Here is a 22497-nt window from a genome sequence, read left to right on the forward strand (position 1 = left end):
GGGTTGCCGGCAACTGGGAGTTCGCGATGGGACATTGGCAGGCTGATAGCGTATCTGCAGAGCCCTTGCCAGCGATCATGGACGAGCAGGAGGTTCGGGTTCCATATCGGCCCCCAATTGCCCCTTCAACGCCATGCCGCCCGCAACTCCGACGCCCAGCACATACATCCAGCCCTCATGAAAGTCGAAGATGTGTGAATTAAACAACGAACTAGAAATATTCTGTACCACGACGAGAAGCCCGATCCAGTTGACGAGACCGTCGCCGCGGAACAGCAAAAGGTGCAGGAGCCACATCGCGTACAGTATCGCCACACCCACAATGCCCCACTGCACGGCGACGTTCAACGTTTGATTGTGGGGGTTTCCGATCACTTCGCCGGAAGCCTGGGTCGCACCGCCCTTCGCGACGCGCTCGAACAGGCCCCGCGTCGCGCCGGTGCCATGGCCGATGACCGGGGCCTCGGCAAAGAAGCCGAGCGACTTGCGCCAGAATTCGAGCCGCAAGCCGAGCGAGGTCGGCTCGTTGCGCTGCATGTAGAGCTTGTAGTCGCGCTCGAACGACTCCGCCGTCGAGCGCAATTGCGGCGAGCCGAACCACGCCACCGCGGCTAACGCAGCGGCCGCGCAAAGGATCAGGGCGATGCTGCGCCAGCGCAGATGGAGCAGCGCAAACACCGCGAACATAATCGGAACCGTCACCAATGCAGTCCGCGACACCACCACCATCGCCATGTTGGCAAACAGGCTGAGCGCGATCGCGATCAGCAACATGGCCGGCAGGATGCGTTTGGCCCGCAGCAGCATCACGACCGGATAGGCCAGCGCGACTGCGCACAAGGTGAATTCCTGGCTCTGGTCGATGTAGTTCTTGACGAAGACTCCCTGCTCGCCCGGAGCGGGCGCCCGCAGCGCGAGGTGCGGATAGGCAAGCACCAGCCATGACATCAGCATCAACAGCGTGCAGGAGACCAGGAAGGCGACGAACACCCAGGTCCCGCGGGCCGAGCGCTGGAAATGATAGAGCAGGACCGGAAGCACGAGGAGCTTTGCGGTCGGCCCGACCGCGTAGAATCGCGCGCCCCAGGCCGCGTCCGACCAGAGCGTGCCGACAAGCGCAAGGCAAAACAACGCGACCGGCGCCAGGCAGATCGGCCGCTTCAGCAGCGCCCAGAACGCCTTCAGATCGACCGTCGGCGCAATCGCGATCAGCAGCACCACGCCGAAGATGCCGACCAGCGAGGTCGACCACGGCAGCGACAGCGCAATCAGGACCGCGACCACATCGGTCGCGGTCTGCCAGCGCGCCGGATCGCGCCAGGCCGGACACGCCGCGGCACCTGCCGGGGATGCCATGCTTGCGCTCACGCCTTGCCCTCACGGGCCCGCGCAACCAGCGACGTCGTGCTGTGGCCGGGCAGGATCTCGACCAGCACCACCTCGCCGCCGGCGGCTTCGACGATCTCGTGGCCGACCACCTGCTCGCGGGTATAGTCGCCACCCTTGACCAGAACGCTCGGCCGTACCTGCGTGATCAGATTGATCGGCGTGTCCTCCTCGAAGATCGCGACGAGGTCGACGGCTTCCAGCGCCGCCAGCACCTCGGCGCGGGCGCGCTCGTCCTGCACCGGACGTCCCTCGCCCTTCAGCCGCTTCACCGAGGCGTCGCTGTTCAGCCCGACGACCAGGCGGTCACAGGCGCCGCGCGCGGCGGTCAGCACCTTGACGTGGCCGGGATGCAGGATGTCGAAGCAGCCATTGGTGAAGCCGATGCGCAGATCCTGCCTGCGCCACTCCTCGAGGCATGCATCGATGTCGCCGCCGGCCGGGACGATCTTCTCCTCGGCCGCCAGCGAAGCGTGCGGCAGAATCCTTCGGCGCAATTCGGCGGACTTGACGATCGCGGTACCGGTCTTGCCGACCGCAACCGCCGCCGCCGCGCTCGCGATCCGCAGCGCGCCTTCCCAGTCGGCGCCCCCCGCCAGCGCCAGCGCCAGCGCCGCGGCAACGGTATCGCCGGCGCCGGAGACGTCGCGCACCTTGACCGGCAGCGCCGGCACATGGATCGACTCGCCGCCCCGCGTCACCAGCGTCATGCCGCGCTCGCCCTGCGTCACCAGCATCGCCTCGCAATCCGCGAGATACATCGCATCGGGCGCGGCCTGCGCGATGCTGTCCTGGCTATCGGCGCGGCTGCGGGTCGCTTCGGCGAATTCCTTGCGGTTCGGCGTCAGCACGGTCGCGCCGCGATAGATCGCGAGGTTGGCGCTCTTGGGGTCGACGATAACGCGCTTTTGCGCCTGGCGCGCCGCGTCGATCACGTTGCGGATCACGCGCGCGGTGAGCACGCCCTTGGCGTAGTCCGACAGCAGCACGATGTCGGCCCGCGCAAGACGCGGCAGGATCGCATCGATCAGCTGCTGCTCGATGGCCGGCGCGGCCGGCGCGGCGAGTTCCCAGTCGGAGCGCAGCATGTGGGTCGAAAATTGCTCGGAGACGAAGCGCACCTTGCGCGTGGTCGGACGCGCGGCGTCGCGCACCAGCACGGTCTCGATAGCGGGCTCCTTTGCCAGTGCTTCGGCCAGCACCGCGCCGGCGGCGTCCTCGCCGATCAGGCCGACGAAGATGCAGCGCCCGCCAAGCGCGGCGATGTTGCGCGCGACGTTGCCGGCGCCGCCGATATTGGTCTCGCTGCGCCTGACCGCGATCACCGGGGCCGGCGCCTCCGGCGAAATCCGCGACACCTCGCCATAGACGAACTCGTCGAGCATGAGGTCGCCGACGCAGAGCACGGTCTGGCCGGACATGGCACGCGAGATCGCTTCAAAATCGAACATCAGTCACCGTCATCCGCTCTAGCGATAGCGATCCGCGCGATCGAGAAAGCCCTTCACATAGGCCCCGACTGCGTCTTCCAAGCGAGTGAAACCGCCATTGTATCCGGCGCGTCCGAGACGATCGACGACGCTCTGGGTGAAGTACTGGTAACTGTCGCGAATCTGCTCGGGCATGTCGACATACTGGATGTTCGATTCCAGCCCGAGCGCGCCATAGGCCGAGACGATCAGGTCCTTGAAGCTGCGCGCCTTGCCGGTACCGACATTGAACAGCCCGGAGACCCGCGGCGTCGCGATCAGCCACATCATCACCCGCACGACGTCGTCGACATAGATGAAGTCGCGGCGCTGATCGCCATCGGCGATGCCCTCGCGATGCGACTTGAAGAGCTGCACGACGCGGCCCGCCTTGATGTCGTCGAAGCGGCGCGCCAGCACGCTCATCATCGGGCCCTTGTGATATTCATTGGGGCCGAACACGTTGAAGAATTTCAGCCCGGCCCATTGCGGCGGCAGAGGCTCGCCCTTCGCCGCGCGCTCGGCGACCGCAAGGTCGAACAGGTTCTTGCTCCAGCCGTACAGGTTCATCGGCCGCAGCCGCTTCAGCGCCTCGACCGACGCGTCGTCGTCAAACCCCTGTTCGCCGTCGCCATAGGTCGCGGCCGAGGAGGCATAGATGAACGGCGTGGCATTCGCCGTGCACCAGTCGAGCAGCCGCATCGAGAGACGGAAATTGGTCTCGATCACCAGGTCGCCGTCGGTTGCCGTGGTCTCGGAGATGGCGCCGAGATGGATCACGGCGCTGAGCCGCCGCCCCTTCAGCCAGTCGCCAAGCTCGGCCGGCGGAACGACATCGGCAAGCTGGCGCTTGGCCAGGTTCCGCCACTTGCCGTCCTGCCCAAGCAGATCGCAGACCGCGACGTCGCTGCGCCCGGCGTCGTTCAACGCGGCCACGACGTTCGATCCGATAAAACCGGCGCCCCCGGTTACCAGAAACATGATGAAATCCCGCCAGATTCCTTTGCAGCCGTCAGCTTTGCCCCACTCCCGCGTCACAGGCAACGACGGCTTTACCTCTCATCGCGAACCGGTTACCGACTTGGCCGCGCCCGATCGGCTTTGGCCTATCTAGAAATGAATATTGATTCAATACCTGATATCGAAACACAGGACACCGGGGATACCAGACCTATCCTCGTGGTGCCCTATGTTTGGATCGGCGATTTCGTGCGCGGCCACACCGTGGTCAGGGTGCTCCGCAAGCGCTGGCCGAACCGGCCGATCGACCTTCTGACATCCAGGCTTTGCGCCCCTTTGGTCGATTATATGCCCGATGTTCGCGCCGGGATCGTGTCCGACCTGCCGCGCAGCCGGCTGGCGCTGGCCCAGCAGCAGGCGCTCGCGGCCGAGCTCCGCCGACGGAACTACGCCACCGCGCTGGTGCTGCCGCGGACCTGGAAGGCCGCTCTCGCACCGGCGCTGGCGGGCATCCCGGAACGTGTCGGCTTCTTTGGCGAGGTGCGGTTCGGCCTCATCAACGCGATGCGATGGGGCGAAAAGCGGCAGCCGCGCTTCATCGACAAGAACGCGATCCTGGCGCTGCCCGACGGCGCCGCCCGCCCGCCGGAATGGCCGGTGCCGCAGCTGCGGGTTCGCGCGGACGAAATCGAACGCTGGCGGCAGGCCAACGGCCTCGGCCGCGGTCCCGCCATCGCGCTCGGCCCCGGCTCGGTCGGCGCCTCGAAACGCTGGACCTATTATCCGGAGGCCGCGCGGCTGTTCGCCGAACATGGCTTCGACGTCTGGGTGGTCGGCGGCCCCGGCGAGAAGGCGCTGGCGCAGGAGATCGCGGCAGCCGGCGGCGCGCGGGTCCGCGACCTCACCGGCACCGATCTGCGCAACGGCATCGTTGCGATGGCCGCGGCCAGCGTCGCTGTGACCAACGACTCCGGGCTGATGCACATCGCCGCCGCAATCGGCACGCCGACCATGGGCATCTTCGGCCCGACCGATCCTTATCTCTGGGCGCCCCTCAACGGCCTCGCCGCGACAGTGCGGCAGACCAGGAGCAAGCTGTCGTGCCAGCCGTGCCAGCGCACGGTCTGCACCATGAACGATCATCGCTGCATGCGCGACATCGCCCCCGAAGAGGTCGTGGAGATTGCGCAGCGCGTGCTGGCTCAGGTCAGCGCGCGGTAGACCTTGGCGATCGCATTCGCCTCGGCATCGAGGCTGAACTTATCCACAACTCGTTGCCGCGCCCGCGCCCCCATCGCCGCGGCCGCTGCCGGATCGCGCATCAAGGGCTCCAGCGCGGCCACCAGCGCGTCGGCATCGCCAGGCGGCGTCAGCACGCCGGTGACGCCGTCCTCGACGACGAACTCGGCCGCGCCCGCGCGCGCCGCCACCAGCGCCGCGCCTGCCGACATCGCCTCGATCAGGGTCAGGCCAAAACCTTCATTGCGCGAGGTGAAGGCGTAGATCGTCAGCCGCTGGTACCAGCGCACGACGTCCTCGATCGGCAGTTCGCCCGTGATGATGATGCGCGATTGCAGGCCGGCGGCCTCGATCTTCCGCTTCAGCTCGTTGGCAAAGGCGAGTTGCTCCGGCACCACGGCGCCGACGATGACGGCGGTGAAATCGGGATAGCGCGGCAGCAGCCTGCACATCGCCTCGACGAAGACGTCGCTGCCCTTCTGCGCGCGCACCCGCCCGAAACAGCCGATCGCATAGCGCCCCGGCAATCCGCTCTCGGCGAAGGCGCTCGCGCGATCGGCCGGCGGCGCATAACGATCGGTGTCGACGCCGTGCATCACCACTGTCGCGTCGCGCTTCAGATAGGAGGCCGACAGCGGACTGGTGGCGATGATCGCATCCATGCTGCTGATCAGCCAGCGCGTCAGCCAGGTGTGGTGGCGCTGCGCGGCCGAGGTGAAGATCAGTTTCAGCGGCCAACCGAGCGCACGCAGCGCGAGCCCGACGATCATCTCGTCGTTGCGCCGCGCATGCCAGATCAGCGGCGATGCGCGCCGCCACAGCCGCAGGAGACCGGCGAATCCGATCGCGTCGATGCCGTCGGGCCGATGCGAGCCGAGCCAGGCTGCGCGAAACATTTTGGCGAGCTTCGGCGCGACCATGCGATTGGTCGCGGTAACACCCGAATAGCGTCGGTGCAGATTGGGCACGATGAGCTCGAGCTCGCCGGCAGGTGTGTTCTCGATCGGCACTCAAGTCTCCGTTTCGTGCCAGTTCCTATACGCAACATTAAGCATAGTGGCCAGTTCGGCCGCGGCGAAACCCCCTCTTCACCGCACTCCCGCTAGCATCACCGGTTAAAGAATATCGGGAGAGCTCTATCCATGACCGTGCTCGTGACCGGCGGCGCCGGCTATATCGGAAGTCACATGGTTCATGCGCTGGTCGATGCCGGCGAGAGCGTCGTCGTGATCGACAACCTTTCCACCGGCTTCTCCGCGTTCCTGCCCGAAGGCGTGGCGCTGTTCATCGGCGATGCCGGCGACGAGAATCTCGTCGAGGGCGTGATCGCCCAGCACGGCATCGACAGCATCATCCATTTCGCCGGCTCCGTCGTGGTGCCGGACTCGATGCGCGATCCGCTCGGCTACTACCGCAACAACACTATGACGACGCGCAGCCTGCTCAACGCGGCGGTGAAGGGCGGCGTCAGCCGCTTCATCTTCTCCTCGACCGCGGCCGTTTACGGTAATCCGGACCAGGTGCCGGTGCCGGAGATCGCACCGACGCGTCCGCTGTCGCCCTACGGTTCGTCGAAGCTGATGACCGAGATCATGCTGCACGACGTCGCATCCGCTCATGGCATGAGCTACGTCGTGCTGCGCTACTTCAACGTCGCCGGCGCCGACCCGAAGGGCCGCGTCGGCCTTGCCACCATCGGCGCCACCCATCTGCTCAAGATCGCGGTCGAGGCCGCGACCGGCCAGCGCGCCAAGATCGACGTGTTCGGCACCGACTATCCGACCCAGGACGGCAGCTGCATCCGAGACTTCATCCATGTCAGCGACCTCGTCGAGGCGCATCGCTCGGCGCTGTCCTATCTGCGCGCCGGCGGGCAATCGGTGACGATGAATTGCGGTTATGGCCGCGGCTATTCCGTGCTCGAGACGATCGAGGCGGTGCGCCGGGTCTCGATGCGCAATTTCGCGGTCGCCTACGCCGCGCGCCGGCCCGGCGACATCATGACCATGGTGGCCGACACGACAAGGATCCGCTCGCTGCTCGACTGGACGCCGCGCTTCGACGATCTCGAGACCATCGCGAGCCACGCGCTGGCCTGGGAGGAGAAGCTGTTCCGGGAGCGCGCGGGCTCCGCGCGACAGGCGGAATCGGCCTAAAAAACAAACCGTTATCAAGCAGTTATTGTGCTTGAAAAAGCCCCGCCAAGCGGGCAAGGAGGTCCCGCAACCCTGACGGCCGGCGCTGCCCGCCGTCAATGGAACGCGGATGGCCCAGTTTCCAAAGAAAATTACCGACGATCCCTATGGCGCGGCGATCCTGATTCGCCGCCTCGTCATGGAACAAGGGATTACCTATTGGCGGCGCTATCTGACGGCGTTCGCCCTGATGGCCGTTGCGGCCGGCTCGACGGCCGGCGCCACCTACGTGCTCGGCCAGGTGATCAACCAGGCCTATGTCGACAAGAACATCCCCGGCATCGCGATGTTCGCCGGGATCACGGTGGTGCTGCTGTTCATCAAGGGCGTGGCGACCTACGGCCACATGGTGATCCTGAACAAGATCTCCAACGCCATCCTCGCCAGCAACCAGCGGCAACTGTTCGCCAAGCTGATGAGCGAGAGCATCGGCTTCTTCTCGCAACGGCACTCGTCGGAATTCCTGGCGCGGCTGACCGCCGGCGCCAAGTCGATCACCGACGTACTCAACATGCTGGTCAATGCGATCGGCCGCGACTTCCTGATGCTGATCAGCTTGGTCGCCGTCATGGTCTGGCAGGACCCGCTGATGTCGTTCATCGGGCTCGTGGCAGTGCCGCCGGCGATGCTGATGCTGCGCAGGCTGGTGAAGCGGATCAAGGGGCTCGCCTACAACCAGTTCACCGGCACCGCCGACATCATGGAGACGATGCAGGAATCGCTGCAGGGCATCCGCACCGTGAAGGCGTTCACGCTGGAAGGCACCATGCAGCAGCGGATCGACGAGCACATCGCAACCGTCGAGAGCAATGCCAACAAGATGGCGCGCGTCGCCAACCGTTCCAATCCGCTGATGGAAATGCTCGGCGGCTTCGCGGTCGCCGGCTGCCTGATGTATGGAGGCTACAGCGTGGTGGCGCTCGGTTCCACGCCGGGCCAGTTCTTCACGTTCCTGACCGCCTTCCTGATGGCGACCGAGCCGGCCAAGCGGCTGGCGCGGCTCAACATCGACCTCAACAGCCAGCTGGTCGGCGCGCGGATGCTGCTCGAGGTGGTCGATAGCCCGGCGAGCGAACAGTCCGATGACGGCAAGCCTGCGCTGAAACTCTCCGAGGCGCAGATCGAACTGCGCGACGTCAGCTTCGCCTATCGGCCGGGCGAGCCGGTGCTGAACCGCATGAGCTTCGTGGCCGAGCCTGGCAAGGTGACCGCGCTGGTCGGCCCCTCCGGCGGCGGCAAATCCACCGTGCTGGCCTTGCTGCTTCGTTTCTACGAGACGCGCGAGGGCGACATCCTGATCGACGGACAGCCGATCTCGTCAGTATCGCGCAAGTCGCTGCGGCAGCAGACCGCTTATGTCGGACAGGACGTCTATCTGTTCCGCGATACCATCCGCGCCAACATCGCCTTCGGCAAGCAGGGCGCCACCGAGCAAGAGATCGTCGACGCCGCCAAGGCCGCCTGCGCGCACGACTTCATCATGAGCTTCCCGCTCGGCTACGACACGCCGGTCGGCGAGCACGGCACCCAGCTGTCCGGCGGGCAACGCCAGCGCATCGCGGTCGCCCGCGCGCTGATCAAGAACGCGCCGATCATCCTGCTCGACGAGGCCACCGCCGCGCTCGACTCGGAGTCCGAGAAGCAGGTGCAAGAAGCGATCGAGCATCTCTGCCAGGGCCGCACCACAATCGTGATTGCGCACCGCCTGCACACCATCATGCATGCCGATGCGATCCTGGTGGTCGAGGGCGGCGAGATCGTCGAGCGCGGACGGCACGAGGAGCTGCTGCGCCGCGGCGGCCGCTACGCCTCGTTCTTCCGCCTGCAGCACCACCACGACCCGTCGCCGCTGGCGCTGGCGCCGATCAGCGCCACCGGCTAGAGCCTGTCATCCCCTCCGGGCAATGCCTGCGCGCAGCACGCGCAGGACATTGCCACCCATCACCTTGCGGATGTCGTCCTCCGAGAACCCGCGCGACATCAGCGCCTGGGTCACGGCGACGATCTCGCTGGCATCGAAGCCCGTGGTGGTCGAGCCGTCGAAATCCGAGCCGAGGCCGACATGGTCGATCCCGACCAGGTCGCGGACATACGCGATCGCCCGCGCCACGTTGTTCGGATCGAGCGAGCAGACCGCGCCTTGCCAGAAACCGATGCCGACCACGCCGCCGGTCCGCGCGACACCGCGGACTTCGTCGTCGGTGAGGTTGCGGTTGACCTTGCAGGTCGCCTGAACGCCGCCATGGCTCGAGACCACCGGGCGCGTCGCCATCGCCAGCACCTCGGCGACCGCCGCGTGGCTCGCATGCGCGAGGTCGACGATCATGCCCATCGCCTCCATCCGCTGCACCACCTGCCGGCCGAGCGGCGTCAGTCCGCCCTTTGCGACGCCGTGCATCGAGCCCGCGACATCATTGTCGAAGAAGTGAGCGAGACCGGCCATTCTGAATCCGACGGCGTAGAGCACGTCGAGATTGGCGATATTGCCCTCGATGTCCTGCAAACCCTCGATCGAGAGCATGCCGCCAACCACCGTCGCGCCGCTCTTGCGGTCGGCGAGCAGGCGATCGAGGTCGGCCGGCGTTGCGATCAGGCGCAGCCGTCCGGCGGACTGTTCGGCGAAGCTCCGCAGTTTCTCGGCATGCCACAGCGAGCGCTGCAGCAACGAGAACCACGTCCGTGGCGGCTGCAGATCGATGATGGCGAGGTTCGTGATGGTGTCGGTGTCGGCGCCGTTGGCATCATAGTTCTGGCCCTTGGGCGACTTGGTGACCGACGAGAACACCTGCAGCGCGTAGTGTCCCTCGATCAGGCGCGGCAGGTCGATATGGCCGCGATCGGATCGCGCGATCAGGTCGCGCTTCCACAGCAGGCTGTCCGCATGCATGTCCGCCACGTCGAGCGACGCCTGCAGGGCCGTAGCGGCGGGCGTGATATCCAGCGCCACGCGCTGGACCCTGTTCTGCGCCCGGTCGATCCGCTCCGGGACGACCGTGAAAAAGCGAACGGCGGCGGCGATCAGGACCGCGGCGACCAGCGCCAGGCCGATCGAAAGCCATTTCCTCATGGACACCACCGCCTTTGTCGACCAAAGGCGGCTGCGCTCGGCGGAAAGCTGGCCTCACCTCTGCGCCGGATGCAGCCGCGGCCACTAGCCCTGAGCGGCGTAAGCGCGTAAATACCGCCCGCGCTCCCTCCTTCAACCCTCCGGGACCCGTTCATGAACGCCGCATCCACCGTCATTCCGCTTCCCCCGCAGCCCTCGCTTCCCGTCGTCGGCGAATCCGGCACCTATCCGGTCCGCCGCATCTGGTGCGTTGGCCGCAACTATCTCGAGCATATCAGGGAGATGGGCAATGACGAGCGCGCGCCGCCGTTCTTCTTCGGTAAGCATGCCGACATGCTGGTGCCCGATGGCGCGATCATCCCCTATCCGCCACTGACCAAGGACCTGCATCACGAGGTCGAGCTAGTGGTGGCGATGAAGAGCGGCGGGCTGAACATTCCCGCCGACAAGGCGCTCGAGCATGTCTACGGCTATGCCGTCGGCATCGACCTGACCCGCCGCGACCTGCAGATCGCCTCGCGCAAGAAGGAGCGGCCCTGGGAGATCGGCAAGTCGTTCGACTATTCCGCGCCGTGCTCGGCGATCCAGCCGGCCGCGAAGATCGGCCACCCGACCGCGGGCAAGATCTGGCTCACCGTCAACGGCAAGGAAGCCCAGAAGGGCGACCTCACCGAGCTGATCTGGAACGTGCCTGAAATCATCTGGCAGCTCTCGCAGCAGGTGAAGCTCGCCGCCGGCGACATCATCATGACCGGCACGCCCGCGGGCGTCTCGCAGCTGCAAGTGGGCGACAAGCTCGAATGCGGTGTCGACGGCGTCGGCAAGCTCGCGGTGACGATCGGCAAGCCGGAATAACCGCCTCAGGAACGAGGCAAGGCCCAAAGCCCCGGACCTCAGGTCCGGGGCTTTTTGCTGTGCGCCATCAGCGCATCGTGCCGGGCATGCAGGGCGGCTCGGTGAAGGGAGCGGTTGCGAACGATCCAACCTTCGGCGCGCGCACGCAATCGGTGGTCTTGCTGCTGACCGTCGTTGTCGTCATCGAAGCATTGGCGCGCCGCACCGCAGCGTTGTTGCCGGCGGCCGACGCCTGCGCCGAACAGGCGGCTGCGGCAACCAGCGCAAGCGCCGCGAGGGTCAATTTGGTCATGGGATTTCTCCGTACGGTGGGTGAAGCCGACCCAGCTCGGCTCCTGTGATCAAGGACCGCGAGCGCCCCGAAATTATTTCATCACGCGCGATCACCGCGCCGCGAGCGCCCGATCACATCGGATGGAGCGGGGAATACCGGAACGACCGGGGCACTCCATGTCATCAAGGCCGCGCGCAAAACGCGGCGACGACGATATGGAGGTTTTCATGATCGATCTTCAACGACCCGGCGTACGACTTGGCTTGGCTGCGATTATGTCCGCGGCAATGGCGACCGCTTGCTTCGCACAGGCGGCGGTCCAGCAGCCCCGCGCCTACGCGTCAAACGAAACCGCGAGCAGGCCGTGGTCGGCGCCGGTCGGCCATCGCCAGCCGCGCGCCGCCGATATTCCGGCGACGACATCGACATCGCAGCAGATCATCGATCAGGAGGACGCGATCGTCGACCGCAAGATCAAGGGGATTTGCCGCGGCTGCTAGAGCATGATCCGGAAAAGCGCGAAGCGGTTTTCCGAGGAGGTCATGCTCAAAGACAAGGAGCCACACCCCTCGGTCTCGCCGGCGGCGGATCCTACTGCCTTTCGGCGGCCTGCGGCGCCGCCGGGCCGAAATGCGTCTTCTCGTATTCGAGCCACAGCTCGAGCAGCGCCATGAATGCCACCACCGCGCCGGCGGCGATGGCAAAATGCATCGCGCGGGTATGCGTGAAGCCGAGCAGCCACGGCGAGACGATCAGCCAGCATCCGACGACCAGGTTGATCCATTCTTCCCAGATCGAGAACGCGACGATCGCCGCCAGCGACATGATCGCGATCGCCGCGCCGCTGATCCTGAGATCGATCGCCGCCGTCGGATTGGCCCGCACGAACAGCCACGGCGCAGCGAGCAGGAAAATCGCTGCGATGAGGTTATAGAGATCGAGCGCGGATTCTTTTCGCCACTTCATCATCGATTGCTCCCTTGCTACTCAAACCCGCTGCTGATGCGCCTCGGGCGCATTGATGTCCCTGCCCGTGTAGTCGGTCATCATCGCGGTCGCGACCAGCGTGATGATTGCGCAAGCCGCGATATAGGCCGCGATCGCGGTCGCCGAATGGAACGTGCCGAACAGCCAGGTCGCGATCAGCGGTGCCGGACCGCCGGCGATCACGGAAGCAAGCTGATAGCCTAGCGAGGCGCCGCTGTAGCGCAGGCGACCAGTAAAGCTCTCTGCGATCAGGGCCGCCTGCGGGCCGTACTGCATGTCGTGCGGAATCAGCGACAGGAAGATCGCAAGGAAGATGATCGTTTCCGATCCGGTGTTAAGCATCGCGAAATAGATGAAGCCGAACACGCCGGTCACGGCAGCGCCGATCATGTACATGTTCTTGCGGCCGATCTGATCGGAGATGTGCCCGCACAGCGGGATCGAGACGAACGACAGCACCGAGGCCGCGAGCACCGCGGTCAGCAGGAAGTCACGCGACACGTGCAGCGTTCCGACGCCGTAGGAGAACACGAAGGCGGTGAAGATGTAGAACGGCGCCTGCTCGGACATCCGCGCGAAGGCGGACAGCAGGATCTCCTTCGGATGATCGCGGATCACCGTCAGCATCGGCGTGCGGTCGAGCTGACGCTCGGCCAGCAGCTTGCTGAACACAGGCGTTTCCAGAATGCCGAGCCGGATGTAGAGGCCGACACCGACCAGGACGATGCTGAGCGCGAACGGAATGCGCCAGCCCCACGACAGGAACTGGTCGCCCGACATCTGGCTGAAAGCCAGCACCGCGAGATTGGCGAGGAACAGTCCGCAGGGCACGCCGAATTGCGGCCATGAGGCGATCAGGCCGCGGGAGCGATCGTTGCGCGCCCATTCCATCGACATCAGCACCGAGCCGCCCCATTCGCCGCCGACGCCGACGCCCTGGATGAAGCGCAACACGGTCAGGATCACCGCACCCCAGATGCCGATGCTGGAATAGGTCGGCACCAATGCGACCGCCGCGGTCGCCAGTCCCATCAACAGCAGCGTCGCGATCAGCGTCGACTTGCGGCCGATGCGGTCGCCATAGTGCCCGAAGATCGCAGCCCCGATCGGCCGCGCGACGAAGCCGACCGCATAGATGGCGAAGGCCTCGAGCGTGCCGACCCAGGGATCGGAATGCGGAAAGAACAGTTTTGCGAACACCAGGCCGGTGACGGTGCTGTAGAGAAAGAAGTCATACCACTCGATCGCGGTCCCGACGGTGGAGGCGATCACCGCACGGCGCATCTGCAGCTGATGCTCGGATGGTGTGAGCCGGTTGGCGTCGAGGCCGGGGGTCAGACCAAGCATTGGGCCAAATCTTGCCATGGGGGTGTCTCCCTCGCACAGGCCCCCGGACGGATATTGACTGTGGTTTGTTTGAGTACATACGATAAGGCGCGCCGGAAAGTTCCACCGGAACGGACCATCGACGCTTGAACTTTAGTCGGCCTTCAGTCGGCCATGGCGAGCGACAGATCGCAACGCGTCGAGGGCGTCGTCCGCCACCGCTCGCCCACCGGGGGGACCATGCTTCGCAGATGGCTGCCGGATTCGGCAGCCGCCGGGCGGCTTCGTCAATCTGCCGCGCTTCGTCTCATGACAGCCCGAGCGCCCGCCCGTCGCTGCGCGGATCATGCGCCCCGGTGATGCTTCCGTCGGCGTCGATCCGGATCGCACCCGGATGTCCCGCGAGCGGGCTCTGGGCCGGTATCGGACTGATTTCGTGGCCTCGCCCGGCGAGCGCCTTGAAGACCTCTTCACCGGCATCCTTCTCCAGCTTCAGGCTGTCGCGCGCATCGGAGAACGTCTTGCCGAGCAGGAAGCGCGGTCGCGACAGCGCGGTAAGCGGATCCATGTTGTAGTCGATCAGCCTGGTCAGCACCGCCGCGAGCGTCTGCGGCTGCCCGTCGGCTCCCTGCGTGCCGTACAGCAGATGCGGCCGTCCGCTCTTGAGGTAGATTCCCGGATTGAGCGTGTGGAACGGCCGCTTGCCCGGCTTGAGGCAGTTGGGGCTCGCCGGGTCGAGGTTGAACGACGCACCGCGGTTGTGCCAGATGATGCCGGTGTCGCCGGCCACCATGCCGCTTTCCCAATCGTAGTAGACGGTTTGCAGCATGCTGACGCAATTGCCGTCCCGGTCGGTCGCGGCGAGATAAACCGTGTCGCCCTTCTTGAACACGTGCGGCCACGGCATCGCCTTCTCGAGGTTGATCGCCTTCGCGCGCGCGTCGAGGTAGCTCGCCGAGAGCAGCTGATTGACCGGAACGTCGACGAATTCCGGATCGCCGATGTAGCGGCTGCGGTCGATGAAGGCCTGCTTCACCGCTTCGACCAGCAGGTGATAGTAGTCCGCGCTCCCTTCCGGATATTTCGCGAGCTCGAAGCGGTCGAGGATACCCATGATCTCGAGTGTCGTGAGACCCTGCGTCGGCGGGCGCAGCCCGAGCAGCTCGCCGCCGCGATAGCCGACGCGCAACGGCGTCTCGTCGCGCGCGCGGCAGCGTGCCAGATCGTCGGCGGTCAGCGGCGAGCCGATCTGCTTCAGTCCGGCCGCAATGCGCGCGGCGAGCTTTCCTTCGTAGAAATCACGCCCGCCATTTGCCGCCAGCATCTCCAGCGATTTCGCGAGTTCAGGCTGGACCAGCGGCTCGCCGATTTCAGGCATCCGGCCGGCGGGCATGAAGATGCGCTGGATGTCGGGCCAGTCCTTCAGGTTCTTCGCTTCCATGTCCTGCCAGAAGCGCTGCGACGGCGTGACCGGGAAGCCCTTGCCGGCGTATTCGATCGGGCGCTCGAACAGCGACGCCCAGCTCTGCTTTCCGGCCCAGGACTTGCGGCTGAAATCGAACGCCTGGTCCCAGACGTCGACGGTCGTGGCCGCGGTCAGCGCCGACCCAGGCCCCCGGATCGGGACCGAACCGCTGTAGTTCGGCAGGTTGAGCGCAGCCTGACCTGCACCGGACAGCGTCCGCACATTTCCCTTGCGGTCGCTGATCACCATGAAGCTGTCGCCGCCGAGGCCGCTGAAATGCGGATAGGTCACGCACAGCGTGGCACCGATGGCGATGACCGCCTCGATCGCATTGCCGCCCTTGCGCAGCACCTCGAGCCCTGCCTGCGTGGCAAGTTCGTGCGGGCTCGTCACCATGCCAGTCTTCGATCGCGCCAGCGCGCCCGTATTGTCGAGGGCCCGGAGCGGTCGCGGCGCCGCCGCGGCGACCGCCGTGAGCATGGACCCGATCAGCAACTCCCTGCGCGACATGCCAAGATTGGCCATTCGACTTCCCTCCCCGTTTCCTCGTTGCGTCGATGTTGTGCGATCGCGGGCTGCGGACACCGCGACGTCCAAATCCCCGAAGGACCGCCACTGGCATTTGGCATGCCAAGCTTGAAGAAAATTCTTACTTCGGTCAAGCCCGTCGAGTAGACGCGAGCGGGGTCGAGCCCGGCCCACCCCGATCATGATGGTCGCTAAATCGATGCGGCCCGCGCGCGGCGCGGAAGATCGCGCCGCGCCGAGCTCTAAGCACGATCGCTGCGGCGGTACGGCACGTAGCGCGGCGTCCAGACCTTGGCGTGAATCCGCGCCTCGACCTGGTCGATCGGAACGTCTCTCGCCAATCCCTCCTTGTGCGCCTGCAGCGCGACCGCAAGCGCCACGGTCTGCGAGACGTCACGCAACGCGCTGACCGGCGGCAGCAGATTGTGCTTCGGGTTGTCGCGCGCCGGCGAGACGCTGGCCAGCGCCTTGGCGGCGGCCATGAACATGCCGTCGCTGACCCGGCTGGCACCGACCGCGAGCGCGCCGACGCCGACCCCCGGGAAGATGTAGGAGTTGTTGGTCTGGTCGACCTTGAAGCGCGCGCCGTCGCGCATGATCGGCGGGAACGGGCTGCCGACGCCGATCAGCGCCCGCCCCTCGGTCCACGCCTCGATATCGACCGGCGTCGCCTCCTCGCGCGAGGTCGGATTGGACAGCGGGAAGATCACCGGCCGCTTGTTGCACTCGGCCATCGCGCGGACGATCGGTTCGGAGAAAGCGCCGGCCTGGCCGGAGACGCCGATCAGCACCGTCGGCCTCGCGTTGCGCACGACGTCGAGCAGCGCGATCTTGTCGGGATGGCTGAGCTGCCAGCCCGCGATCGCCTGCCCGTTCTGCACGAACGGAAGCTGGAACGGGGCGAGCCCGCTCATACCCTCGAGCAGCAGCCCGTCGCGGTCGACCATGAAGAAGCGCTTCGCCGCCTCGCTCTCGGACAGGCCGGCATCGACCATCGCGGCGCGGATCAGGCTGGCGATGCCGCAGCCGGCCGAGCCCGCGCCGAGCACGGCGACGCGCTGCTCGGTGAGCGGCACGCCGGTGACGTTGATCGCGGAGAGCAAGGCGCCGGTCGCCACCGCCGCGGTGCCCTGAATGTCGTCGTTGAAGGTCAAGAGCCGGTCGCGATAGCGCTCGAGCATGCGCGTCGCGTTGTTCTTGGCGAAGTCCTCCCATTGCAGCAGGACGCGCGGCCAGCGCTTCACCACCGCCGCGACGAACGCCTCGATGAAGTCGTCATAGGCCTGGCCGCGGACGCGCTCGTTGCGCCAGCCGACATAGAGCGGATCGGCGAGGCAATCGGGATTGTCGGTGCCTACGTCGAGCATGATCGGCAGCGTCGTTGCCGGATGCAGGCCGCCGCAGCCGGTATAGAGCGCGAGCTTGCCGATCGGGATGCCCATGCCGCCGGCGCCCTGGTCGCCGAGGCCGAGGATGCGCTCGCCGTCGGTCACCACGATCGCCTCGACGTGATCGAAGCGCGGATGGGCGAAAATGCGGTCGATCCGGTGCTGATGTGGGATGCTGAGGAACAGCCCGCGAGGCTTGCGGAACAGCCGACTGAATTTTTGGCAGCCCTCGCCGACGGTCGGCGTGTAGACGATCGGCAACAGCTCTTCCAGGTTGCTGACCAGGAGCGCGTAGAACAGCGTCTCGTTGGTGTCCTGCAGCTCGCGCAGAAAGGCATAGCGCTCGATGTCGGTCTCAAAGCCGCGGAGCGCCTCGAGGCGGCGCGAGACTTGCTCGTCCAGCGTCAAGATATTGGGCGGCAGCAAGCCGTGCAGGTCGAACGCCTCGCGCTCGGCCTCGGAGAACGCCGTGCCCTTGTTCAGCTGCGGATCGGCCAGCAGCTCGTAGCCGCTCAGCGCAGTGGTCGCAAAAGCTCCTGATGACTCCGACATGGCAAGGTCCCCTCAATGCGAAACGCCAGATCGGACGTTATCACGCCCATGTAACGGATCGGAGTGCGAAGGCGCGCCGCCGCGCAAAGTTGAACGGCCCCGACGCTGCGGCTGCAGCTGCGGACCGACACCAACATACCTTGGTATAGCCCGCCTGATTCCTTGTGATGGCCCGTGCTTACGCCCGTACAGTTGAGCGATGGCGAGAGATTTTTACACTCGCGGCTACTCCAGCGTGATCAGGATCACTGCTCCGAGCCGTCAATCGCAAAACTGTCACGGGTAGCAGGTGTCGACTGGAACGCGGGTTTCGAGGAACACTCAGATGATCGTCAACATTCAGAAGCTGAACGGCCTGTGGCACCTTATCGTCGGGTCGTGCAAGATCCGAACTCCGTTCCTGGAGACCCAGGACCGCGAGTGGGTCGTCGCCTACGCCAGGCGAATCTACCCCGGCGCCAAGGTTTTCGAGCGCGACTGACGCTGTTCCGCCTCACAGCTCTCGTCCCAGACAGAAAGCCCCGGAGCATGCTCCGGGGCTTCTGTTTTCAACGCGGCAACGCCTCTGCAATCAGTGCAGCGCCGACATCACGATCAGGCCGAGGATCAGCGCGATCGCGGAATATTTGAGCGTGTAATACACGTTCCGATTCCACTCCTTGACCTTGCGGCTGGCGAGATGGATCTCGTAGAGCTTGCCGAACACCTTGTTCAGCGCGCCGACATGCTCGCCGTCGACGTTCTGGGTCGCCGACGCCTTGACGATGTTGTGGCTGACCCAGCGGTTCATCGCCGTCATGAAGCCGAACTTCATCGGGCGCTCGACGTCGCAGAACAGGATGATGCGGTTGACGTCGGTCTTGTTCTCGGCGCTGTGGATGAACGTTTCGTCGAACATGAAGGCCTCGCCGTCGCGCCAGACGCATTCGACGCCGTCGACGAGGATGCGGCACTGGTTCGAGTTCGGCGTCACGAGTCCGAGGTGATAGCGCAGCGAGCCGGCGAAGGGATCGCGGTGCGCCCCGAGCTTGCCGCCCGGCGGCAGCATCGCGAACATCGCGCCATGCACGTTCGGGATCGAGTTGAGCAGCTCCACCGTCTTCGGGCACAGCGTCCGCGCCGACGGCAGGAAGTCGTCGTACCATTTCAGATAGAAGCGCTTCCAGCCGCTCTTGAAGAAGGAATAGAAGCCCCAGTCGTTGTTCTTGGCCGCGGCGCGGATGAAGCCTTCGTCGAACAGGCGCGTGGCCTCGTCGCGGATCGTCTCCCAATTGTCGGAGAGCTTCTTGAGCTCGGGAAACTGCTCGACCGGAATCACCGGCGTGTTGGGCACGGCGGAGCCAGCATACATCAGCACATTGTAGGGCGCGAGGTAGGTCGAGTGATCGCCGAGCTGGCGGGCGAAGCGCAACCGCTGCTTGCCGCGGAAGTGGACGTAGAGCGTAGAGGCCACCAGCACGTAAAGAGTGACGAGCTGCGGCGCGAAGAGCTGTCTCAACATGATCCGTCTATGATCGCTGCCCGCCGACGCTCTTCATGCCCCGCCCAGCAGGAGCCGTTCCCCTGACGGGCGGCCCAGTCCGGGCGGCGAAACGCGTCGCCGTCCGCGAAAATTCCCCTGTTTCATAGTGACTTGGCACTGCGGCGCGGTCTGGCAAATGAGCCGGAATCGTTGCCGCGGTGCCGTCCCCGGATGCGCTATGTAAGCGTTCGCTCACCAAATGTGAAGCGTCGCGCCGCACAGGCGCCAGCTTTGTGACACCATTCACATACAAAATTCGTCATTGACAAATTGATTAGATAATTCCTAATCCTGAGGTGACCCGCCGAAGAACGCGGACATCCAAAGGGAGGAATGATGAGACAGTTTTTGGCGGCAGCCATTGTCGCGGCGATGACCACGGCCGCTCACGCCCAGGTTTCCGACGACGTCGTGCGCATCGGTGTGCTGACCGACCTGTCGAGCTGGGGACGCGACAATTCGGGCCCGGGCTCGGTCGAGGCGGCCAAGATGGCGGTCGAGGAATTCGGCCCCACCGTGCTCGGTAAGCCGATCGAGATCATCTCCGCCGACCACCAGATGAAGACCGATGTCGGCGTGCAGGTCGTGCGCGGCTGGTTCGACAACGGCAAGGTCGACGCGGTCGTCGACATCCCGAATTCCGGCATCGCGATCGCCGTGCACAACATGGTGCGCGAGCGCAACAAGATCGCGCTCTTGTCCGGTCCCGGCGCGAGCTCGCTGACCGACGAACTGTGCAGCCCCAACACGGTGCATTTCGCCTACGACACCTACGCGCTGTCCAAGGTGACGGCCTCGGCCGTGATCAAGGAAGGCGGTAAGTCCTGGTTCTTCGTCACCGCGGATTACGCCTTCGGCCAGCAGCTCGAGAAGGACGCGACGCGCTTCATCAACGAGATGGGCGGCAAGGTGCTCGGCAGCGTCAAGCATCCGACCAACACCGCCGACTTCTCCTCCTTTGCGCTGCAGGCGCAGAGCTCGAAGGCCGACGTGGTGGCGTTCGCCAATGCCGGCCAGGACACCGACAATTCGATCAAGCAGTCCGGCGAGTTCGGCCTCGTGCAGGGCGGCCAGAAGCTGGTCGGGCTCTTGATGTTCGACACCGACGTGCATGCGATCGGCCTCAACGCCGCGCAAGGCACCTACATGACGACGGCGTCGTACTGGAACATGGACGAGAAGACGCGCGCCTGGTCGAAGAAGTTCTACGCCCGCGCCAATGTGATGCCGACCATGATCCAGACCGGCGTCTACGGCTCGGTGCTGCATTATCTCAAGGCGATCCAGGCCGCCGGCACCGACGATCCGAAGGCGGTGATGGCCAAGATGCGCGAGCTGCCGATCGAGGACACCTTCGTGCATGGCGGCAAGCTGCGCGAGGACGGCCGCGTGATCCGCGACATGTATCTGGCGAAGGTGAAGAAGCCTTCGGAATCCAAGGAACCGTGGGACTATCTCGACATCGTCAAGACGGTGAAGGGCGAGGACGCCTATCGTCCGGTCTCCGAGTCGAAGTGCCCGCTGCTCAAGAAATAGGATCGATCGCGTGGCCAACGAAGAAGCTTATGATTGCGACGCGCTGGTCGTCGGCTCCGGCTGCGCCGGGCTGTCGGCGGCGGTCACCGCCGGCCATCACGGCCTCAAGGTCCTGGTGGTCGAGAAGGAGCCGCGGTTCGGCGGCACCACCGCGCGCTCCGGCGGCTGGCTGTGGATCCCCGGCACCTCGCTGGCCAAGGCCTGGGGCATCGAGGAGAGCCCCGATCAGGCCAAAACCTATCTGCGCCACGAGGCCGGCAACAGCTTTGACGCCGCCCGCGTCGATGCGTTCCTGACCGAGGGGCCGAAGGCGGTCGACTTCTTCACCACCAGCACCGCGGTACGCTTCGACATGCCGCTGACCTTCCCGGACTATCATGCGGAAGCGCCGGGCGGCGCGCAGGGCGGCCGCTCGATGGTGACGCGGCCGTTCGACGCCCACGAGCTCGGCGACGCTCTCAAGGATCTCGGCAGCCCCCTGCCCGAGCTCACCGTGTTCGGCATGATGCTCGGCTCCGGCAAGGAGATCGTGCATTTCATGCGCGCGACCCGGTCGCTGACCTCGGCGGCCTATGTCGCCAAACGGCTGTCGAAGCACGCCATCGACGTGATGCGCAACGGCCGCGGCATGACGCTGACCAACGGCAACGCGCTCGCCGGACGGTTGGCGAAATCCGCCTTCGACCTCAAGATCCCGCTCTGGCTCAACTCGCCGGTGCGCGAATTGATCGTCGAGAACGGCGTGGTGCGCGGCGCGGTCGTCGTGCGTGAAGGGCGCACGATCCGCGTCAACGCCAAGCGTGGCGTGGTGCTCGCCTGCGGCGGTTTTCCGCATGACGTCGCGCGACGGCAAAAGATGTTTACGCACGCCCCCACTGGAAAAGAACATTATTCGCCGGGCCCGACCGGCAACACCGGCGACGGCCTGCGTCTTGCGGAATCCGCCGGCGGCCGCGTCGACGACTCGCTGCCGAACGCCGCGGCGTGGGTGCCGGTCTCGGTCACGACGCGCAAGGACGGCTCGAAGGGCGTGATGCCGCATTTCATCGATCGCGCCAAGCCGGGCGTGATCGCGGTGATGGCCGACGGCAGGCGCTTTGCCAATGAAGGCAATTCCTACCACGACTTCGTGCAGGCGATGATCAAGGCGGCGAAGCCCGGCGAGGAGATCGCGGCGCATCTCATCTGCGATCACGAGACGCTGCGCAAATACGGCCTCGGCTGCGTGCCACCGCGCCCCATGCCGCTCGGCCATCACCTGAAGACCGGCTATCTCAAGCGCGGCGCGACGCTGGCGGAGCTCGCCGCGCAGGCCGGCATCGACGCCAAGGCGCTCGAGGCGACCGTCGCGGAGTTCAACACCACCGCGGCGGAGGGACGCGATCCCGCCTTCGGCAAGGGCTCGCGTGCCTATAACCGCTACCAGGGCGATGCGCTGCACGGGCCCAATCCCTGCATCGCGCCGATCCAGCACGGGCCGTTCTACGCCATCAAGATGGTGATCGGCGATCTCGGCACTTGCGCCGGCATAAGGACCGATGCCAATGCCCGTGCGCTCGACGCCGACGGCCAGCCGATTGCCGGCCTCTATGCCGCCGGCAACGACATGGCGAGCATCATGGGCGGCAACTATCCCGGCGCCGGCATCACACTCGGGCCCGCGCTGACCTTCGGCTACATCGCGGGCAAGCACATCGCCGGCGTGGCGGCGGAGAGAAGCAAGTTGTGAGTACCGTCATCCCCGCGCA

General features: G+C 65.6%; 19 protein-coding genes. 8 read left to right on the forward strand and 11 right to left on the reverse strand.

Features of this window, described 5'->3' with window-relative positions:
- Window positions 1–75: 75 nt before the first annotated feature.
- Genes ACVI1L_RS40995 through rfaD form a run of 3 tightly spaced genes read right to left on the reverse strand, consistent with a single transcriptional unit; the run spans window position 76 to window position 3836 of the window.
- Window positions 76–1356: an O-antigen ligase family protein gene (locus ACVI1L_RS40995; protein ID WP_456785400.1), complete on the reverse strand. Its 1281-nt coding sequence runs from the start codon at window positions 1354–1356 to the stop codon at window positions 76–78.
- A gap of 8 nt (window positions 1357–1364) precedes the next feature.
- Window positions 1365–2837 (reverse strand): D-glycero-beta-D-manno-heptose-7-phosphate kinase, encoded by a 1473-nt coding sequence (gene rfaE1 / locus ACVI1L_RS41000; RefSeq protein WP_438072806.1) that lies wholly within the window; start codon window positions 2835–2837, stop codon window positions 1365–1367.
- A gap of 18 nt (window positions 2838–2855) precedes the next feature.
- Window positions 2856–3836 (reverse strand): ADP-glyceromanno-heptose 6-epimerase, encoded by a 981-nt coding sequence (gene rfaD, locus ACVI1L_RS41005; protein ID WP_456785401.1) that lies wholly within the window; start codon window positions 3834–3836, stop codon window positions 2856–2858.
- A 135-nt stretch (window positions 3837–3971) separates the two neighbouring features.
- On the opposite strand from rfaD, the gene waaF reads away from it, so the two are divergent.
- Complete coding sequence (gene waaF / locus ACVI1L_RS41010) at window positions 3972–5036, forward strand: lipopolysaccharide heptosyltransferase II (protein WP_456785402.1); 1065 nt, start codon at window positions 3972–3974, stop codon at window positions 5034–5036.
- Here the strand turns inward: waaF and ACVI1L_RS41015 are convergent.
- Window positions 5018–6058 (reverse strand): glycosyltransferase family 4 protein, encoded by a 1041-nt coding sequence (locus tag ACVI1L_RS41015; protein WP_456785673.1) that lies wholly within the window; start codon window positions 6056–6058, stop codon window positions 5018–5020. The genes waaF and ACVI1L_RS41015 overlap by 19 nt on opposite strands.
- Before the next feature lie 138 nt (window positions 6059–6196).
- Between ACVI1L_RS41015 and galE the strand changes: the two genes are divergently transcribed.
- Both galE and ACVI1L_RS41025 read left to right on the forward strand, forming a co-directional pair.
- A complete protein-coding gene (gene galE, locus ACVI1L_RS41020; protein WP_456785403.1) occupies window positions 6197–7210 on the forward strand; it encodes a UDP-glucose 4-epimerase GalE in 1014 nt (337 codons plus the stop codon).
- 109 nt (window positions 7211–7319) lie between these two features.
- Window positions 7320–9131: an ABC transporter ATP-binding protein gene (locus ACVI1L_RS41025; RefSeq protein WP_456785404.1), complete on the forward strand. Its 1812-nt coding sequence runs from the start codon at window positions 7320–7322 to the stop codon at window positions 9129–9131.
- A 6-nt stretch (window positions 9132–9137) separates the two neighbouring features.
- Here ACVI1L_RS41025 and ACVI1L_RS41030 read toward each other — a convergent pair whose 3' ends face one another.
- Window positions 9138–10316 (reverse strand): dipeptidase, encoded by a 1179-nt coding sequence (locus tag ACVI1L_RS41030; RefSeq protein WP_456785405.1) that lies wholly within the window; start codon window positions 10314–10316, stop codon window positions 9138–9140.
- Window positions 10317–10469: 153 nt separating this feature from the next.
- Between ACVI1L_RS41030 and ACVI1L_RS41035 the strand changes: the two genes are divergently transcribed.
- Window positions 10470–11171: a fumarylacetoacetate hydrolase family protein gene (locus ACVI1L_RS41035; RefSeq protein ID WP_076825777.1), complete on the forward strand. Its 702-nt coding sequence runs from the start codon at window positions 10470–10472 to the stop codon at window positions 11169–11171.
- A gap of 67 nt (window positions 11172–11238) precedes the next feature.
- Here the strand turns inward: ACVI1L_RS41035 and ACVI1L_RS41040 are convergent, their stop codons facing one another.
- Window positions 11239–11463: a hypothetical protein gene (locus ACVI1L_RS41040; protein WP_057016719.1), complete on the reverse strand. Its 225-nt coding sequence runs from the start codon at window positions 11461–11463 to the stop codon at window positions 11239–11241.
- 209 nt (window positions 11464–11672) lie between these two features.
- Here ACVI1L_RS41040 and ACVI1L_RS41045 point away from each other — a divergent pair, with 209 nt between their 5' ends.
- The gene (locus ACVI1L_RS41045) at window positions 11673–11945 is read left to right on the forward strand and encodes a hypothetical protein (protein WP_283070194.1); all 273 of its coding nucleotides are present in this window, start codon (window positions 11673–11675) and stop codon (window positions 11943–11945) included.
- A gap of 91 nt (window positions 11946–12036) precedes the next feature.
- Here the strand turns inward: ACVI1L_RS41045 and ACVI1L_RS41050 are convergent, their stop codons facing one another.
- From ACVI1L_RS41050 to ACVI1L_RS41065, 4 genes are all read right to left on the reverse strand, one after another.
- Window positions 12037–12411, reverse strand: a complete 375-nt coding sequence (locus tag ACVI1L_RS41050; protein WP_229191981.1) for an SPW repeat protein — start codon at window positions 12409–12411, stop codon at window positions 12037–12039.
- 21 nt (window positions 12412–12432) lie between these two features.
- Window positions 12433–13779: an MFS transporter gene (locus tag ACVI1L_RS41055; RefSeq protein WP_016842171.1), complete on the reverse strand. Its 1347-nt coding sequence runs from the start codon at window positions 13777–13779 to the stop codon at window positions 12433–12435.
- 286 nt (window positions 13780–14065) lie between these two features.
- Complete coding sequence (gene ggt / locus ACVI1L_RS41060) at window positions 14066–15748, reverse strand: gamma-glutamyltransferase (RefSeq protein ID WP_456785406.1); 1683 nt, start codon at window positions 15746–15748, stop codon at window positions 14066–14068.
- 245 nt (window positions 15749–15993) lie between these two features.
- A complete protein-coding gene (locus ACVI1L_RS41065) occupies window positions 15994–17691 on the reverse strand; it encodes an NAD-dependent malic enzyme (RefSeq protein ID WP_456785407.1) in 1698 nt (565 codons plus the stop codon).
- A 325-nt stretch (window positions 17692–18016) separates the two neighbouring features.
- On the opposite strand from ACVI1L_RS41065, the gene ACVI1L_RS41070 reads away from it, so the two are divergent.
- Window positions 18017–18172 carry a hypothetical protein gene (locus tag ACVI1L_RS41070; RefSeq protein ID WP_016843659.1) on the forward strand — a complete coding sequence of 52 codons (156 nt, stop codon included), beginning with the start codon at window positions 18017–18019 and terminating at the stop codon, window positions 18170–18172.
- 90 nt (window positions 18173–18262) lie between these two features.
- Here ACVI1L_RS41070 and ACVI1L_RS41075 read toward each other — a convergent pair whose 3' ends face one another.
- Window positions 18263–19192 (reverse strand): aspartyl/asparaginyl beta-hydroxylase domain-containing protein, encoded by a 930-nt coding sequence (locus ACVI1L_RS41075; protein ID WP_057016724.1) that lies wholly within the window; start codon window positions 19190–19192, stop codon window positions 18263–18265.
- A gap of 354 nt (window positions 19193–19546) precedes the next feature.
- Between ACVI1L_RS41075 and ACVI1L_RS41080 the strand changes: the two genes are divergently transcribed.
- Together ACVI1L_RS41080 and ACVI1L_RS41085 are read left to right on the forward strand one after the other, a co-directional pair.
- Entirely contained in the window at window positions 19547–20749 is a 1203-nt protein-coding gene (locus ACVI1L_RS41080) for an ABC transporter substrate-binding protein (protein ID WP_433994802.1), read from the forward strand.
- Between the two features lie 10 nt (window positions 20750–20759).
- Window positions 20760–22478, forward strand: coding sequence for an FAD-dependent oxidoreductase (locus ACVI1L_RS41085; protein WP_456785408.1), 1719 nt, complete (start codon window positions 20760–20762; stop codon window positions 22476–22478).
- The last annotated feature ends 19 nt before the right edge of the window (window positions 22479–22497 follow it).

The sequence above is a fragment of the Bradyrhizobium sp. USDA 4516 genome (assembly GCF_054055915.1).

What these genes read in the sequence shown, in the direction of transcription:
- ACVI1L_RS41075 (WP_057016724.1), bottom strand. Translation starts at nt 19,192, where the DNA reads ATGTTGAGACAGCTCTTCGCGCCGCAGCTCGTCACTCTTTACGTGCTG.
- waaF (WP_456785402.1), top strand. Translation starts at nt 3,972, where the DNA reads ATGAATATTGATTCAATACCTGATATCGAAACACAGGACACCGGGGAT.
- ACVI1L_RS41050 (WP_229191981.1), bottom strand. Translation starts at nt 12,411, where the DNA reads ATGAAGTGGCGAAAAGAATCCGCGCTCGATCTCTATAACCTCATCGCA.
- ACVI1L_RS40995 (WP_456785400.1), bottom strand. Translation starts at nt 1,356, where the DNA reads ATGGCATCCCCGGCAGGTGCCGCGGCGTGTCCGGCCTGGCGCGATCCG.
- ACVI1L_RS41040 (WP_057016719.1), bottom strand. Translation starts at nt 11,463, where the DNA reads ATGACCAAATTGACCCTCGCGGCGCTTGCGCTGGTTGCCGCAGCCGCC.
- rfaE1 (WP_438072806.1), bottom strand. Translation starts at nt 2,837, where the DNA reads ATGTTCGATTTTGAAGCGATCTCGCGTGCCATGTCCGGCCAGACCGTG.
- galE (WP_456785403.1), top strand. Translation starts at nt 6,197, where the DNA reads ATGACCGTGCTCGTGACCGGCGGCGCCGGCTATATCGGAAGTCACATG.
- rfaD (WP_456785401.1), bottom strand. Translation starts at nt 3,836, where the DNA reads ATGTTTCTGGTAACCGGGGGCGCCGGTTTTATCGGATCGAACGTCGTG.
- ACVI1L_RS41070 (WP_016843659.1), top strand. Translation starts at nt 18,017, where the DNA reads ATGATCGTCAACATTCAGAAGCTGAACGGCCTGTGGCACCTTATCGTC.
- ACVI1L_RS41030 (WP_456785405.1), bottom strand. Translation starts at nt 10,316, where the DNA reads ATGAGGAAATGGCTTTCGATCGGCCTGGCGCTGGTCGCCGCGGTCCTG.
- ACVI1L_RS41055 (WP_016842171.1), bottom strand. Translation starts at nt 13,779, where the DNA reads ATGCTTGGTCTGACCCCCGGCCTCGACGCCAACCGGCTCACACCATCC.
- ACVI1L_RS41080 (WP_433994802.1), top strand. Translation starts at nt 19,547, where the DNA reads ATGATGAGACAGTTTTTGGCGGCAGCCATTGTCGCGGCGATGACCACG.
- ACVI1L_RS41035 (WP_076825777.1), top strand. Translation starts at nt 10,470, where the DNA reads ATGAACGCCGCATCCACCGTCATTCCGCTTCCCCCGCAGCCCTCGCTT.
- ACVI1L_RS41025 (WP_456785404.1), top strand. Translation starts at nt 7,320, where the DNA reads ATGGCCCAGTTTCCAAAGAAAATTACCGACGATCCCTATGGCGCGGCG.
- ggt (WP_456785406.1), bottom strand. Translation starts at nt 15,748, where the DNA reads ATGGCCAATCTTGGCATGTCGCGCAGGGAGTTGCTGATCGGGTCCATG.
- ACVI1L_RS41045 (WP_283070194.1), top strand. Translation starts at nt 11,673, where the DNA reads ATGATCGATCTTCAACGACCCGGCGTACGACTTGGCTTGGCTGCGATT.
- ACVI1L_RS41065 (WP_456785407.1), bottom strand. Translation starts at nt 17,691, where the DNA reads ATGTCGGAGTCATCAGGAGCTTTTGCGACCACTGCGCTGAGCGGCTAC.